This is a genomic window from Acidovorax sp. LjRoot66 (assembly GCF_964253305.1).
Classification (GTDB): domain Bacteria; phylum Pseudomonadota; class Gammaproteobacteria; order Burkholderiales; family Burkholderiaceae_C; genus Acidovorax.
The window spans coordinates 4486479-4502102 of record NZ_CAXUQU020000001.1 but is presented as its reverse complement, the minus strand read 5'-3'; the positions used below and the strand labels follow the sequence as shown (position 1 = coordinate 4502102).

Sequence of the window (15624 nt, the reverse complement as noted above, 5' to 3'; positions counted from 1 at the left end):
CTTTCAGGCCTTGTTCTTGTTGTAGACGTCGACCAAGACCGCGGCCAGCAGCACCACACCCTTGATGACCTGCTGGTAGTCGATGCCGATGCCCAGGATGGACATGCCGTTGTTCATCACCCCCATCACGAAGGCGCCGATCACCGCGCCCATGACCTTGCCCACGCCGCCCGAGGCCGAGGCACCGCCGATGAAGCAGGCGGCGATCACGTCGAGCTCGAACCCCAGGCCCGCCTTGGGCGTGGCCGTGTTCAGCCGCGCGGCGAACACCAGGCCGGCCAGGGCGGCCAGCACGCCCATGTTGATGAAGGCGTAGAACGACAGCCGCTCGGTCTTGATGCCCGAGAGCTTGGCCGCTTTTTCGTTGCCGCCCATTGCGTAGATGCGCCGCCCAATGGTGGTGCGGCTGGTGACGAAGTCGAACAGCACGATCAGCAGCGCCATGACCACCAGCACGTTGGGCAGGCCCTTGTACGAGGCGAGCAGGTAGGCAAAATAGACCAGCAGCGCCGCGAAAACGGCGGTGCGCGCCACGAAGAAGGCCAGCGGCTCGGCCTGCACGCCGTGCTTGAGGCGGTTGGCCCGCGCCCGCACGCCGGCCACGGCCAGCGCCACGGCCACGGCCACGCCCAGCAGCAGCGAGGTGAGCTTGAGCCCCTCCACGCTGAACAGGTCCGGGATGAAGCCCGAGCTGAGCAGTTGGAACTCGGCAGGGAACGGCCCCACCGACTGCCCGGCCAGCAGCGCCAGCGCCAGGCCCTTGAACACCAGCATGCCCGCCAGCGTGACAATGAAGGACGGAATGCGCGAGAAGGCCACGAACCAGCCCTGCAGCCCTCCGATGATGCCGCCGCACAGCAGGCACACCAGCGATGCGGGCAGAAAGTGCCAGTGGTACTCCACCATCAGCACCGCCGCCAGCGCGCCGATGAAGCCGCAGACCGAGCCCACCGACAGGTCGATGTGCCCGGCCACGATCACCAGCAGCATGCCCAGCGCCATGATCACGATGTAGCTGTTCTGCAGCAGCAGGTTGGTCAGGTTGAGCGGCTGCATCAGCGTGCCGTCGGTCATGTACTGGAAGAAGCCCATGATGGCCACCAGCGTGATCAGCATGCCGTACTCACGGAAGTTGTGCTTGATGTGTTCGAGCAGCGGCTTGTCGTGGTGGGCCAGTGCCTCGGCAGGAACGCTGGCAAGCGTGGCGGTAGGGGAGGGGGTCATTGGGGTCATCTCAACTGGCTTTCACGATCGCGCGCATGATTTTTTCTTGAGAAGCATCGGCGGTGGGCATTTCGGCCACGAAACGGCCCTCGTTCATCACGTAGATGCGGTCCGTTATGCCCAGCAGCTCGGGCATTTCCGAAGAGATCACGATCACGCACTTGCCCTCGGCCGCCATCTGGGCGATCAGGGTGTAGATCTCATACTTGGCGCCCACGTCGATGCCGCGCGTGGGCTCGTCGAGGATGAGCACCTCGGGATTGGTGAAGAGCCACTTGCCCAGCACCACCTTCTGCTGGTTGCCGCCCGAGAGGTTCACGGTCTTCTGGTCCACGCCCGAGCAGCGGATGCGCAACTTGCGCCGGTAGTCCTGCGCGATCTGGTGCTCGCGCCCATGGTCCATCACCGTGGCGGTGGAGATGCCGCCCAGGTTGGCCAGCGAGACGTTGAACTGGATGTCTTCATTGAGCACCAGGCCGTTGCCCTTGCGGTCCTCGGTGACGTAGGCCAGGCCATGGTGCACGGCCTTCTCCACCGTGCCGACGTCGATCTCCCGGCCGTTCAGCAGCACCTGGCCGCTGATGCGCTGGCCCCAGGATTTGCCGAAGATGCTCATCGCCAGTTCGGTGCGGCCCGCGCCCATGAGGCCGGCGATGCCGACGATCTCGCCGCGGCGCACAGAGAGGTCGACGCCCTTGATGACCTCGCGCTCGGCGTGCTGCGGGTGGTGGGCGTGCCAGTTGCGCACCTCGAACACGGTGGGGCCGATGTCGGGCTGGCGCGGCGGGTAGCGGTCGGCCATCTCGCGGCCCACCATGGCCTTGATCACGCGGTCCTCGCTGACCAGGCCGGTGCGGCAGTCGAGCGACTCGACCGTGCTGCCGTCGCGCAGCACGGTGATGGCATCGGCCACGCGCGATATTTCGTTGAGCTTGTGCGAGATCAAAATGCAGGTGATGCCCTGCTTCTTGAGCTCCAGCAGCAGGTCCAGCAGCGCCTGGCTGTCGTTCTCGTTGAGGCTGGCCGTGGGTTCGTCCAGGATCAACAGGCGCACCTGGCGCGACAGCGCCTTGGCAATCTCCACCAGCTGCTGCTTGCCCACGCCCAGGTGGGTGACCAGGGTCTCGGGCGACTCCTTGAGCCCCACCTTTTTCAGCAGGGCCTGGGCCTTGCTGTGCGCGGCCATCCAGTCGATCACGCCATGGCGCGCCGTCTCGTTGCCCAGGAAGATGTTTTCGGCAATGGACAGCAGCGGCACCAGCGCCAGTTCCTGGTGGATGATGATCACACCCAGGTGCTCGCTGTCGCGGATGCCGCCGAACTGGCGCTCCTGGCCTTCGAAGACGATCTCGCCGCTGTAGCTGCCGTGCGGGTAGACGCCCGAGAGCACCTTCATCAGCGTGGACTTGCCCGCGCCGTTCTCGCCGACGATGGCGTGGATCTCGCCGGCGCGCACGTTCAGGTTCACCTGGTTGAGTGCGACCACGCCGGGGAAGGTTTTGCGGATGTTCCGCATTTCAAGAATCATGGACTGGGCTCGTGCAGGAAGCGCTGCGGGCTTCCTCTGTTGTCTCACGTGGCCCTGGTACCAGGGGAGATGCGCTGCCTCCCCTGGCCCAGGCCTGGGTTACTTGACTTGCGATTCCTTGTAGTAGCCGCTGCCCACCAGTACCGCGTTCCAGTTGGACGCATCGACCGACACCGGCTTGAGCAGGTACGACGGAACCACCTTCTCGCCGTTGTTGTAGGTCTTGGTGTCGTTGATCTCGGGCTGCTTGCCCGAGAGCGTGGCGTCCACCATGTTGGCGGCGACCTTGGCCAGTTCGCGCGTGTCCTTGAACACGGTGGAGAACTGCTCGCCCTTGAGGATGGACTTGACCGAGGGGATCTCCGCGTCCTGGCCGCTCACCACCGGGCAGGGCTGCTGCGCCGTGCAGTAGCCCACGCCCTTGAGCGACGACAGGATGCCGATGGACAGGCCGTCGTAGGGCGAGAGCACGGCGTGCACCTTGTCCTTGCCGTAGTAGGCCGAGAGCAGGTTGTCCATGCGGGCCTGGGCCACCGAGCCATCCCAGCGCAGTGTGCCCACCTTGTTCATGCCCAGCTGCTTGCTGCGCACCACCAGCTTGCCGCTGTCGATGTAGGGCTTGAGCACGCTCATGGCGCCGTCGTAGAAGAAGAAGGCGTTGTTGTCGTCGGGCGAGCCACCGAAGAGTTCGATGTTGAACGGGCCCTTGCCCTGCTTCACGCCCAGCTTGTCGACGATGGAGCTGGCCTGCAGAACGCCGACCTGGAAGTTGTCGAAGGTGGCGTAGTAGTCCACGTTCTTCGAGCCCTTGATCAGGCGGTCATAGGCGATGACCTTCACGCCCTTGTCGGCCGCGCTCTGCAGCACGCGCGAGAGGGTGGTGCCGTCGATGGAGGCGATCACCAGCACCTTGGCGCCCTTGGTGATCATGTTCTCGATCTGCGCGAGCTGGTTGGGGATGTCGTCGTCCGCGTACTGCAGGTCGGTCTTGTAGCCGCGCTCCTTGAGCACCTTGACCATGTTGTCACCGTCGGCGATCCAGCGGGCCGAGGACTTGGTGGGCATGGAGATGCCGATGCTGCCCTTGTCCTGGGCCAGTGCCAGCGGTGCGGCCCCCATGGCGGCCAGGGCCACGGTGGCCAGTACGGTCTTGAAAATGGTGCGTTTCATCAATTTGTCTCCTGTTTTTCTGGTTTTCTGCCCGGCCCTCGTACACCTCCTGTGGCGCGCGGGGCCGGCCTCCTGCCGTGCTGCCGGCTCTACACCGGCAGCAGCGGCATCAATACTTGCGTTTCGGGAACTCCGCGGCGGCCACTTCCATCGGGAAGATGCCTTCCTCGGTCACGATGCGCTTTTGCACCGCCTTGCCGGCCTTGATGTCCTTGACGGCGGTCATCAGCTGCGGGCCCAGCAGGGGGCTGCATTCCACGCTCACATTGAGCTTGCCGGCGATCATGGCCTCGAAGGCGCCCTTGACCGCATCGATGGAGATGATGGTGATGTCCTTGGCGGGCTTCATGCCGGCCTCTTCGATGGCCTGGATGGCGCCGATGGCCATGTCGTCGTTGTGCGCGTAGAGCACGTTGATCTTCTTGCCCTCGGCCTTGAGGAAGGCTTCCATCACCTCCTTGCCCTTGGCGCGCGTGAAGTCGCCGGTCTGCGAGCGCAGGATCTTGAACTTGGGGTCGGCCTTGACGATTTCCTCGAAGCCCTTCTTGCGGTCGATGGCCGGGGCCGAGCCCACGGTGCCCTGCAGTTCGACGATGTTGACGTCGCCCTTCTGGTCCTTCATCTTGTCCACCAGCCAGCGGCCGGCCTTGCGGCCTTCTTCCACGAAGTCCGAGCCCATGAAGGTCACGTACAGTGACTGGTCCTTGACGTTGACCGAGCGGTCGGTCAGCACCACGGGGATCTTGGCGGCCTTGGCCTCGCGCAGCACGTTTTCCCAGCCCGACTCGACCACCGGCGAGAAGGCGATCACGTCCACCTTCTGCGCGATGAAGGAGCGGATGGCCTTGATCTGGTTCTCCTGCTTCTGCTGCGCGTCGGAGAACTTGAGCTCGATGCCGGCCTCCTTGGCGGCGGACTTGATCGACTCGGTATTGGCGGTGCGCCACTCGCTCTCGGCACCCACCTGGCTGAAGCCCAGCACGATGGGTTTCTGGGCCCAGGCGGCGCCCGGGAGCAGCCCGGCCACGGGGGCGCAGGCAAGGGCGGATACGAGGGTCCGGCGGTTCAGTTTCATCATTTGTCTCCTGTCTGTTGTTGACGCTGTTGTGAAATGCGATGCGACTGCGGGGGAAAGAACCAACGCTTCAGGCCAGCATGTAGCCGGTCTTGACGGTGGTGTAGAACTCGGCGGCATAGCGGCCCTGCTCGCGCGGGCCGTGGCTGGAATCCTTGCGCCCGCCAAAGGGCACATGGAAGTCCACCCCCGCCGTGGGCAGGTTGACCATGGTCATGCCGACCACGGCGTTGCGCTTGAAATGCATGGCGTGCTTGAGCGAGGTGGTGCAGATGCCCGCGCACAGGCCGTAGGGCGTGTCATTGGCCAGTGCCAGCGCATGCTCGTAGTCATCGGCGCGCAGCACGCAGGCTACCGGGCCGAAGATCTCCTCACGCGCAATGCGGTGCTCGGGCTTGGCCAGGAACAGCGCCGGGGCCATGTAGTGCCCGGGCGTGGCGCGCTCGAGCCGCTCGCCGCCCCAGACATGCTGGGCGCCCTCGCTCCGGGCGATCTCCACATAAGAGAGGTTCTGCTCCAATTGGCTGGCATCGGCGACCGGGCCCATCTCGGTGCCGCGCTCCAGCGCATGGCCCACCTTTAGGGCCACGAGCCGCTGGCGCAGCCGGTCCACGAAGGCATCGTGCACGCTGGCTTCGACGATCAGCCGGCTCGATGCCGTGCAGCGCTGGCCGGTGGAGAAGTACGAGCCCTGCAGCGCGCAGTCGATGGCCTGTTCCATGTCGGCGTCGGCCAGTACCACCAGGGGGTTCTTGCCGCCCATCTCCAGCTGCACCTTGGCACGGCGCGCCGTGGCGGATTGGAGGATGCGTTCTCCGGTATCGACCGATCCCGTAAAGCTGATCGCATTCACCAGCGGGTGGTCCACCAGGGTCTGGCCCACCTCGCGGCCGCTGCCCATGAGCAGGTTGAACACGCCGGCCGGCAGGCCGCAGCGGCTGATGATCTCGGCCAGCGCCCAGCCGCAGGTCGCCACCAGCTCGGCCGGCTTGAACACCACCGTGTTGCCATAGGCCAGGGCGGGGGCGATCTTCCAGGCCGGGATCGCAAACGGAAAGTTCCAGGGCGCGATGATGCCGACCACGCCCACGGGTTCGCGGGTCACGTCCACCTGCACGCCCTGGCGCACCGAGGCCATGAGCTCACCCGGAATGCGCAGCGCCTCGCCGGCAAAGAACTTGAAGATCTGGCCGGCGCGGGCCACCTCGGCCACGGCCTCGGGCAGGGTCTTGCCCTCCTCGCGGGCCAGCAGGGTTCCGAGCTGGTCCTTGCGCGCCAACAGCTCGCTGCCAATGTGGTCGAGCACGTCGGCGCGCCGCTGGGGGCTGCTCTGGCTCCAGTGGGGCAGGGCGTCGGCGGCGGCGCGGATTGCGCGCTCGGTCTGGTTGCGGTCGGCCCGGGCGTACTCGGCCACCACCTCACGGGTGTCCGACGGGTTGGTGCTCACCCCGGTGGTGGTGCCGATCTCCCAGCGCCCATTGATCAGGTGCCGGGGGTTTTGCTGCGTATCGCCGAGTTTCATGGGGACCTTGGAAAGAACCTTGGTGCTGGTGTGCGGCAAAGTCTAAGATCGATTTAGATATCAATCTAATAGTTTTTTTGACAAAATAGATATACGTCTACGCATTCTGGAAAACCCCATGAGCACCTACAACCACTGGTTCATTCGCGCACGCCTGAAGACGCGCCAGCTGCTCTTGCTGGTGGCCCTGGCCGAAGAGGGCAACATCCACCGCGCGGCCCAGGTGCTCAGCATGACGCAGCCGGCCGCGTCCAAGCTGCTCAAGGACCTGGAGGACGTGCTGGAGGTCTCGCTGTTCGAGCGCCTGCCCCGCGGCATGCGCCCCACCTGGTATGGCGAGACCATGATCCGCCACGCGCGCATGGCGCTGGCCAGCCTGAACCAGGCGCATGTGGAGCTGGCGGCCCTCAAGACCGGGCATTTCGGCCAGGTGGGCATCGGGGCCATCACCTCGCCGGGCCTGAGCCTGCTGCCCGCCGCCGTGGCCCTGGTCAAGCAGGAGCACCCGAGCCTGCGCATCTCGCTCGACATCGAGACCAGCCCGGTGCTGATGGACCGGCTGGAGCAGGGCAAGCTCGATATCCTCGTGGGCCGCCTGTTCGAAGAGCACGACAAGGCCAACCTGCGCTACGAGCCGCTGAGCGAGGAACTGGTCTGCGCTGTGACCCGACCGGGCCATCCGCTGTCGGGCATGGCCGGGCTGACCCTGCGTGACGTGCTGGCCGCCGGCTGGATCGTGCCGCCCGCAGGCAGCGTGCTGCGCCACCGGTTCGATCTGATGTTCCAGCAGGACGGGCTGGCCCCGCCGGTCAACGTGGTGGAGACGGCGGCCCTGCTGTTCATGACGCGCATGCTGCAGCAAAGCGACATGATCGCCGTGGTCGGCGCCGACGTGGCGCACTACTACGCATCGCACGGCATGGTGGCGGTGCTGCCGCTGGCCATGCCCTGCCACATGGATGCCTTCGGCATCATCACCCGCACCGACCGGCTGCTGTCGCCGGCCGCCAAGGTGATGATGAAGGCCCTCAAGCAGACCAGCCTGGTGCAGTACGGGCGCCGGCTCGAAAACGGAGACTAGGTACTGCCCTCTGAATGAACCTCATTCATTCCAAGGCTGGTCGGTACTGTCGCAGCCTAGGCCAGGACCGCCGCGCAAGGGCCGCCCCGCCGCGCTGGCGGTGTCCCCCTTCCCGAATGGCGCAGCCATTCGAGAGAAGGGGTGAAGGCGCGAAGCGACTCAGGGGGATGGTCCGAATTACACCCAGCCGGCGTCGACCTTGAATTCCTGGGCGGTGCACATGGCACCATCGTCCGAGGCCAGGAACAGCACCATGCGCGCGATGTCGTGCGGGCGCAGCTTGTCGGGCAGGCACTGGTTGCGCGCGATCTCCTGCTCGCCCTCGGCATCGAGCCAGAGCTTGATCTGGCGCTCGGTCATCACCCAGCCGGGCGACACGGTGTTGATGCGGATGCGGTCCTGCCCCAGGGTGCGCGCCAGGCCGCGCGTGAGTCCGTTTACCGACGACTTGGCAATGGCATAGCAGGGGTAGCCCGAGCCTTTGCCCTGCCAGCCCGTGGAGCCCAGGTTGACCACCGAGCCCGCGCCCAGGCGGCGCATGCCGGGCACCACGGCCTGGATGGCGAAGAAGGCCGGGCGCTCGTTGATGGCCATGCGCTCGTCGTAGTAGTCGGGCGTGACCGACTCCAGCGTGTGGCGGTCATCGCTGGCCACGTTGTTGACCAGCACCGAGAAATCACCCAACGCGCCTGCTGCCTCGGCCACGGCCGCCTGCAGTGCGGCGATGTCGCGCACGTCGCACACCTGCCACCACGGGCGCTCGTGGCCTGCGTCCACGAGTTGTTGGGCCAGCGCTTCGCTGGCTTCGCGCGCTACGTCCACGAAGGCCACGCGCGCACCCTGTTCGGCGAACGCGGCGACGATGGCAGCGCCGATACCACTGCCGCCGCCGGTGATGAAGACCGAGCGGCCTTGCAAGCTCGGAAAGCGGGCGAGCGTGGCGGGCTGTGAGGGGATATGGATACCAGTTGTCATTGCAATTTGTATATCAAAAAATTCCAAAAATAATCATTCCATGCATCAATTGACGTTGATAAGATGCCCGGCGTCAAGAGGCAGGCAGGTAAACAACAAACAGGAGACCAGCTTTGAGCAACCAGAGTCCCATGGCAGCGTCCGCTGCGTCGCGATTTCCCGTCCCCACCCTCACGGGGCCCCTGCGCTGCGTGGTCGAAGCCGATGCGCAGCTGGGGGAGGGGCTTGTATGGTCCGTGCGGGAGCAGGTGGTGTATTGGCTCGACATCCTGGGCTGCCGCCTGTACCGGCTGGACCCGGCCACGGGCCTGCAGACGCAGTGGAGCTTCAACGAAGAGATATCGGCCTTGGCCGAGCGCCGGGACGCGCCCGGTCTGATCATCACCCTGCGGCGCGGCTTTGCCCTGTTCGACCCCGCCACCGACAGCGCCCCGCATTGCCTGCACCAGCCCGCAGCCGAGCTGCCGGGCAACCGCTTCAACGATGGCAAGTGCGACGCCGGGGGCCGCTTCTGGGGCGGCAGCATGGACTTTGACTGCAAGCTGCCCACCGGTGCGCTCTACCGCTACGACCCCGACGGCCGCTGCACGTGCCACGACGAGGGCTTCGTGGTGACCAACGGGCCCACCTGGGCGAGCGCGAATGGCCGCGAGTGCCTGTACTTCAACGACACCCTGAGCGCCATCACCTGGCGCTACGACTTCGATGCGGCGGCCGGCACCATCTCCAACAAACAGGTGTGGAAGCGCTACACCCCTGAGGAGGGCCTGCCCGACGGCATGACCACCGACGCCCTGGGCCGCATCTGGATCGCCCACTGGGGCGGCCACTGCGTGAGCTGCCACGACCCCGAGACGGCCGAGGAACTGGGCCGCGTGGTGCTGCCCGCCAGCCAGGTCACCACCTGCGCCTTTGGCGGGGCGGACCTGCGCACGCTGTTCATCACCACCGCGCGGGTGGGTCTCACGCCGGCGCAACTTGCTACCGAGCCGCTGGCCGGCAGCGTGTTTGCCGTGGAGATCGACAGCCCCGGCGTACCCGCTCATCTGTTCGGCGGTTGACCCTTTTCACGAGAGCTTGCACATGAGCGAAACCACCCATCCCACCACCTGGCTGAGCCATGCGGGCCAGCACCTGGGGCTGGTCCCCTCCCTGGGCGGCAGCGTGGCCGCCTGGCAGATCGACGCCCCGGAGCAACCCGGGGGCCGGCTCGACCTCTGGCGCCCCTGGGACGGTGCCACCCCTGACCTGTACCAGCTGGCCTCGTTTGCCATGGTGCCCTGGTCCAACCGCATCAGCGGCGGCGGCTTCACGCACGCCGGGCAGTTCCATCCCATGCAGCCCAACCGGGCAGGCGAGCCGTATCCCATCCACGGCGATGGCTGGCTGCAGCCGTGGGTGCTGTCGCAGCCCGCCCCGGACACGCTGCAGATGCAGCTGCGCTCGGAGCGCTTCGAAGGCAACCCCTACGACTACGAATCGGTGCAGACCTTTCGCCTGGTGGAGGGCGGGCTGGACCAGCATGTGCTGGTGCGCCACCTCGGCGCCGAGCCGCTGCCCTACGGCATTGGCGTGCACCCCTGGTTTCCGCGCACGCCGGGCACACGCGTCAGCGCACCGGTGCAGGCCGTCTGGCTGTGCGGCAACGACCCGTTGCCGACCGAACACACCCGGCAGTTCCCTGAAGGCTGGGACCTGAATGCCGGCGTCTCGGCCCATGGCACCCTGATCGACAACGGCTACACCGGTTGGGGTGGCACGGCGCAGATCGACTGGCCCGAGCACGGCCTGCGGCTGACCGCCCGCATGCCCGACTTCGGTGCCGATGGCGGCGCCGGGCAGCACTTTTGCCTCATCTACCGCCCACCGCAGGGCCCGGCCTTCTGCTTCGAGCCCATCACCCAGCCCATCGATGCCTTTCACCTGGCGGGGCAGCCAGGGCTGCGCGTGCTGGAGCAGGGGGAGTCGTTTGCGCTGAACGTGCAGTGGCGCTACGGCCGGCTGGCCGTTGGCTAGCAACAGGCGATTTCCGTCGGATCAGTCCACCTCTGCCTGGCGACCCAGAAGCCTGTCCACCGCTGCGCGCAGCGCCAGCAAGGACGTGGTGTTGAGCACGAACACCACGAAGCCTTCGATCTGGCTGCTGAGCAGCTCGAAGCGGATGTGCAGGAACACCACCAGGTGGTTCTGGATGCGCGTGCCCAGAATGGTGCGGCTGTCACCGACATCGACACGGGGCGGGCTCAGCTCGAACTCGTTGCCCAGCAGGTCGGCCAGGGTGGCGAGGCAGGCGCTGAGCATCACGTTGCCCAGCTCGGTCATGGCATCCTGCTCGATGGCGCTCAGGTCCTCGCCGGGCAGGCTCTGGCCCGCGACGATGCGGACGATCTCCAGGCTCTTGTCGCCCGGAAAGATCAGCAGCGCGTCGCCGCTGAACACGCCCCGGAAGGGTTGGCGAACCCCGTACATGGTGCTGCCGGCGGTGCCCAACTGCTGCGCCGCTTCGCTCACCGTGAAAATGCTCACGTGCGGCACCGACAACAGCACCTCGTCGTGCATGAGATTGCCCATGGCCGCGGCCGCCTTGCCGACACCGATGTTGAAGATTTCGCTGAGCGCGTCTATTTGTTCCGCATCAAGCTTGGCAGTCATGTCATGCTCCTGCCAGTGCCGCGAGCTTCCTCGCTGCATCGGCCGTGATGGGTTTCGCGATGAACACCAGGCCGGCCTCGTCGATGCGTTCCTGCATCGCAGACTGGACGTTGGCGGTGAGGATGGCGATGGGCAGGTGGGGCCGGGTCTGGCGCAATGCCAGGGCCGCCTCCAGGCCGGTCATCCCATGCATGTTGAAGTCCATGGAGACCAAGTCTACCGGGTGTTCTTCACACATTTTCAGGGCTTCCTCGCCGCTGCTGGCGTGCAGGATGGTCCATGCGGGGTGGGCCTGCAAGACGAATCCTTGCAGGATGAGCCGGGACATACGGCTGTCGTCAACAATCAAAAGTCGCAGGCTCATGGCAGGATCTCGGTTGTATCGGGAAAGGGGGTGGATCGTTCGTAGGCCAGCACCTTGTTGCGGCCGGTGGCCTTGGCGCGGTACAGCGCCTGGTCGGCCCATGCCAGGATGGTCTCGATCCCTGCATCCCGGTGCGCCATCTCGGCCATGCCGATGGACACGGTGATCCTCAACGGCTCGCTGGCGATGGAGAGGATCTGCAGTTGCGAGATGGCGTCGCGGATGCGCTCGGCAACCAGGTGTGCACTTTCGGTGGACGAGTGGGGCAGCAGGGCCGCAAATTCCTCGCCCCCCAGTCGCCCCAGGATATCGGCCTCGCGCAGCGCGCCCGCAATCGAGGTGGCGCATGCACGCAGCGAGTCGTCGCCGGTCTGGTGCCCATACCGGTCGTTGATGCGTTTGAAGTGGTCGATGTCGATCATCAGCACCGTGCACGGCTTGGCATGGCGGCGGCAGTGGTCGAGCAGTGCGGTGCCGCGCTCCAGAAAGGCCCGCCGGTTGAGCAGGCCGGTCAGCGAATCGCGCGTGGCCAGTTCACGCAGCTGCGACTCCAGTTGCTTGTGCGTGCTGATGTCGAAGCCCCACAGCAGATGGGCCAGTCTGCCATCGACCTCGATGAGGCGCGCAGACAGAGAGCTCCAGCGTGGATTCCTGGTGCCGATGAGCGCTTCCATGCCATCCACCTGGCCATACTTCTCCAGCGCATCCATCAATTGTCGGCTGGTGGCAGGGTCGTGCAGCAACTCGGGCAGGAACAGCTTCATGGGTGGCCACTGCAGCCCCAGGCGTTCCACCATTTGGTTGTTGATGAAGTGCACGAAGCCGCTTTCGACGTCCGCGAGAACGACATCGCTCGGGCTGGAGTCGAGGATGAAGCCCAGCAACGCGCGGTTCTCATCGATCTCGCGCGTGCGGCTGGCCACGCGCATCTCCAACTGGCGGTTGGCCTGCGCCAACTGCTGGGACAGGGCCTGTGCCGCCCGGGCTTCTTGCAGCAGCTTGCGGATCAAGAGGGCCGAGCCTATCAGCAGGCCCCCCAGCACGGCGCTGAGCAGCATGAAATGGTCGTGCAGTTCCTGGCGAACCCGGTCCGTGTCCTGCGAGGAAAACAGGTGTACCGCCACCACGGCCTTGCGGGTGCTCTGCAGCAGGGCATCGGTGTGCGCGATGATGTCGTCGCTCAGGCCGGCACGCTCGGGCGGTGCAGAGGCCATGCGGCTGGACCAGCGCTTTACATGCCGGCCCAGTTCCTCCAGATCGAGTGCTGGCTGCGCCAGATCCTGCCGCAACCGCGCGCCGATGCGCTGGCTTGCGCCGGCCATGTCCAGGGTGCTGTAGAGAACCTCCAGGCGCTCGCGCAGCTCCTCCTCGGGCGCCTCCAGCGCTTTCACCTTGCGCGCCAGCAGGGCGACCCGCCCCAGTTCGCTGTGCACGCTCGACACGTACCACAGATCGCTTTTCTGAAACGGCTGCGCCAGCGATTGCGCCTGCCGCAGCGTCCACCACAAGGCGACGGATGTGGCCACCACCATGGCCAGCACCAGGGCCAGCAGCCAATAGGTTCCACGCTGGTGGCGCGGCAGGCGGGCGGCTTGCGCCGCAGGCGACAGGGGCTTATCGGACGGAGAGGACATTGACCTGCCAGATGGTGCGGTTGACGTAGTCCTGCTTTTGCAACTGGGGATGTTGGTCAAAGGGATAGATCAGGATCAAGGGGCCCTTGTCGCGCACGCCGATCGGCTGGTGATTGCGCCGGTAGGCCAGTACCGGGTCGTACTGCAACAGGTCGCTCCATGGGATGCGCACGGCGTAGTCGTTCAGGGCGGTCAGCTCGATCTGGTGGCGCTCGTTACCGCCCATCCGTTCCACCAGCTGGCGCAGGGACACGCCGCGCCACTGGGACTTGCCGGCAATTCCCAGTGCCTGCGGCAAGGTGGTGACGATGTCACGGGCCGGCAGACTCTCCAGCGCCTGGAGGTCGCAGGCCAGGGCTGGCTGGGTTGGGCGTTGCAGTTTCAGCACCGGCCGCGCCCCTGATGGCTGGCACACCAGGCTGGCATGGGAGGGCAATGGCAGCCACAGGCTGGACAGGACAACAAACAGGGCGAACGCTGCGCAGGGCAGCCCCGCGCGGAAACAGGGCGTCATGAAGGGGTCTCGCTGGCTCGCTCCTCGGATGCAGTGTCAGGAGCAGACGCAGCGACTATGCCGGGATGCCCTGCAAAGTGGGCTTGTTTGCGCGCTGTTGTGGGGGCAATAGGCCCGCTTTGACAATTGTTGACAGCTTGGCCATGCAGCCCGGCGCCGCGCATGGGTTGAAGCGCGGCACATTCCGGGCGCCCATGGTGCGCAAGAATCGCCCATGGCACCCGGGGCTCCACGCGTATGCGGGTCGCCCCTGTCGGCCGAACCTGCGGTACCGCTTCAAATGACCCGAAAGCCGTGCGTCCCGTCGCGGCCCAACTGCTCGACCAGCCCGAACTCCCAGTCGAGGTAGGCCTGCATGGCCTCGCGCGGGCTCTCGGTGCCTTCGTAGGGGCGGCGGTAACGGTCGATGCGTGGCGAGGCCAGGCGGGTCTCGCCATGCTCCAGCGGCAGGCCCTGGGCGATCCAGGCCTGGGTGCCGCCGTCCAGCACCTGCACTTCGGCCCCGGTCAGGCGCGCCAGGTCTTGCGCGGCGTAGCGGGCCAGCAGGCTGGTGCCGCAGGTGAGCACGTAGCGGCGCGCCTGCGGGATGGAGGCCACGGCATGCGCCAGCTGCGAGCGCAGCGCGAACCAGGCACCCGGGATGTGGCGCTGGGTGTAGTTGGCACTGCTGGTAAGGTCGAGCACGGCGGTGTGCCCGGCCGGCTCCTGCTGCAGCCATGCGGCCAACTGCTCTGGCGTTGTCCAGGCGATGGGGCCCTTCGGCTCCGGCACGGAGTTGGCCACGGCGCCGGTTTCGCTGAAGTCTGCGGGTTGTGCGCTGTCTAGGACCCACACCTCCCAGCCCATCTGGGCCAGCCACGAGGCGCTCATGTTGGCACGCACGCCGTCGTCGTCCACCAGCACCAGGCGCGCGCCGCGCACGGCGGCCGTGTGGTCGGTCTCCTGCACCAGTTGCCCACCCGGCGCGCTGCGAAAGCCCGGCAGGTGGCCGGCCGCAAACTCATCGGGCGTGCGCACGTCCAGCAGGTAGGTGGTGCGGCCGGCCTCGGCCACAAAGCGGGCCATGTCGTCGGCCTCTGCGCGCTGCACGCGGGCGCGGTCGGCCACGCTGCGCGCCTGCTGTGGCGCCTGGGCGCGGTCGATGTGCACGGCGGGATCGAAGCGGCGGCTGGCGCCGCGCTCCAGCGTCTGCCCGGCCAGCAGCCAGCCGATGGTGCCGTTGCGCAGCGCGGCCACGGGGTTGGGTATGCCTGCGTTGACCAGCGACTGCGTGCCGATGATGCTGCGCGTGCGCCCGGCGCAGTTCACGATGATCTGCGTGGCCGGGTTGGGCGCCAGCGCCTGGGCGCGCAGCACCAGCTCGGCACCGGGCACGCTCACCCCGGTGGGGATGTTCATGGTGTGGTACTCGTCGTAGCGGCGTGCATCGAGCACCACCACGTCGGCCTTGGCGTCGATCAGGGCCTGCACCTCCTCGGCCGCCAGCGAGGGCGTGTGGCGCTCGGCCTCCACCAGCTCGCCAAAGGATTTGCTGGGCACGTTCACGTCGATGAACAGCTCGCCCCCGGCATCGCGCCAGCCCTGCAGGCCGCGTGCGAGCAAGGTCACCTGGGTGTAGCCCAGCTGCTGCAGCGTGCGCGCCGCCGGCTCGGCCAGGCCCTCGCCATCGTCGTAGACCACGATGAAGGTGTCGCGCCGGGGGATGCGCGTCCAGGCATCGAGCTCGATCTTGCCCGCGGGCAGGTTGGCCGCTAACAGCGGGTGGCCCTGGGCATAGGGGTCTTCCTCGCGCACGTCGAGCAGGGCGATTTCCTCGCGGGCGAGCAGGGCCTGGCGGACCTGGAGAACGGAAGTCTGGGGAATGGCGGGTGCGGTCATTGCGGGA

14 protein-coding genes are annotated in these 15624 nt (G+C 66.5%); 3 read left to right on the top strand and 11 right to left on the bottom strand.

Annotation, left to right across the window (positions count from 1 at the left end; genetic code table 11):
* Positions 1-3: 3 nt before the first annotated feature.
* From mmsB to ACSQ3Y_RS21110, 5 genes are all read right to left on the bottom strand, one after another.
* Entirely contained in the window at positions 4-1233 is a 1230-nt protein-coding gene (gene mmsB / locus ACSQ3Y_RS21130) for a multiple monosaccharide ABC transporter permease (protein ID WP_436178770.1), read from the bottom strand.
* Position 1234: 1 nt separating this feature from the next.
* Positions 1235-2752, bottom strand: coding sequence for a multiple monosaccharide ABC transporter ATP-binding protein (mmsA, locus tag ACSQ3Y_RS21125; protein WP_436178769.1), 1518 nt, complete (start codon positions 2750-2752; stop codon positions 1235-1237).
* 99 nt (positions 2753-2851) lie between these two features.
* Complete coding sequence (chvE, locus tag ACSQ3Y_RS21120; RefSeq protein ID WP_436178768.1) at positions 2852-3922, bottom strand: multiple monosaccharide ABC transporter substrate-binding protein; 1071 nt, start codon at positions 3920-3922, stop codon at positions 2852-2854.
* A gap of 109 nt (positions 3923-4031) precedes the next feature.
* Entirely contained in the window at positions 4032-4997 is a 966-nt protein-coding gene (locus tag ACSQ3Y_RS21115; protein ID WP_057207118.1) for an ABC transporter substrate-binding protein, read from the bottom strand.
* 70 nt (positions 4998-5067) lie between these two features.
* On the bottom strand, positions 5068-6519 hold the full coding sequence (locus ACSQ3Y_RS21110; protein ID WP_057207002.1) for an aldehyde dehydrogenase family protein: 1452 nt from the start codon (positions 6517-6519) through the stop codon (positions 5068-5070).
* A gap of 118 nt (positions 6520-6637) precedes the next feature.
* On the opposite strand from ACSQ3Y_RS21110, the gene ACSQ3Y_RS21105 reads away from it, so the two are divergent.
* Positions 6638-7600, top strand: coding sequence for a LysR family transcriptional regulator (locus ACSQ3Y_RS21105; RefSeq protein WP_436178767.1), 963 nt, complete (start codon positions 6638-6640; stop codon positions 7598-7600).
* 177 nt (positions 7601-7777) lie between these two features.
* Here ACSQ3Y_RS21105 and ACSQ3Y_RS21100 read toward each other — a convergent pair whose 3' ends face one another.
* Positions 7778-8575 (bottom strand): SDR family NAD(P)-dependent oxidoreductase, encoded by a 798-nt coding sequence (locus ACSQ3Y_RS21100; protein ID WP_436178766.1) that lies wholly within the window; start codon positions 8573-8575, stop codon positions 7778-7780.
* A 131-nt stretch (positions 8576-8706) separates the two neighbouring features.
* On the opposite strand from ACSQ3Y_RS21100, the gene ACSQ3Y_RS21095 reads away from it, so the two are divergent.
* The gene (locus tag ACSQ3Y_RS21095; RefSeq protein WP_436180150.1) at positions 8707-9636 is read left to right on the top strand and encodes an SMP-30/gluconolactonase/LRE family protein; all 930 of its coding nucleotides are present in this window, start codon (positions 8707-8709) and stop codon (positions 9634-9636) included.
* 22 nt (positions 9637-9658) lie between these two features.
* Positions 9659-10591 (top strand): aldose 1-epimerase, encoded by a 933-nt coding sequence (locus ACSQ3Y_RS21090; protein WP_436178765.1) that lies wholly within the window; start codon positions 9659-9661, stop codon positions 10589-10591.
* A 21-nt stretch (positions 10592-10612) separates the two neighbouring features.
* Here the strand turns inward: ACSQ3Y_RS21090 and ACSQ3Y_RS21085 are convergent, their stop codons facing one another.
* The 5 genes from ACSQ3Y_RS21085 to ACSQ3Y_RS21065 all read right to left on the bottom strand — a co-directional run bounded on the left by ACSQ3Y_RS21085 (position 10613) and on the right by ACSQ3Y_RS21065 (position 15617).
* Complete coding sequence (locus tag ACSQ3Y_RS21085) at positions 10613-11227, bottom strand: chemotaxis protein CheC (RefSeq protein WP_436178764.1); 615 nt, start codon at positions 11225-11227, stop codon at positions 10613-10615.
* Position 11228: 1 nt separating this feature from the next.
* Entirely contained in the window at positions 11229-11591 is a 363-nt protein-coding gene (locus ACSQ3Y_RS21080) for a response regulator (RefSeq protein ID WP_162261452.1), read from the bottom strand.
* Positions 11588-13225: a GGDEF domain-containing protein gene (locus ACSQ3Y_RS21075; protein ID WP_436178763.1), complete on the bottom strand. Its 1638-nt coding sequence runs from the start codon at positions 13223-13225 to the stop codon at positions 11588-11590. The genes ACSQ3Y_RS21080 and ACSQ3Y_RS21075 overlap by 4 nt, the downstream gene beginning before the upstream one ends.
* Positions 13206-13739, bottom strand: coding sequence for a molybdopterin-dependent oxidoreductase (locus tag ACSQ3Y_RS21070; RefSeq protein ID WP_428000368.1), 534 nt, complete (start codon positions 13737-13739; stop codon positions 13206-13208). The genes ACSQ3Y_RS21075 and ACSQ3Y_RS21070 overlap by 20 nt, the downstream gene beginning before the upstream one ends.
* Positions 13740-14015: 276 nt before the next feature.
* Positions 14016-15617, bottom strand: coding sequence for a rhodanese homology domain-containing protein (locus tag ACSQ3Y_RS21065; protein WP_436178762.1), 1602 nt, complete (start codon positions 15615-15617; stop codon positions 14016-14018).
* Positions 15618-15624: the final 7 nt, after the last annotated feature.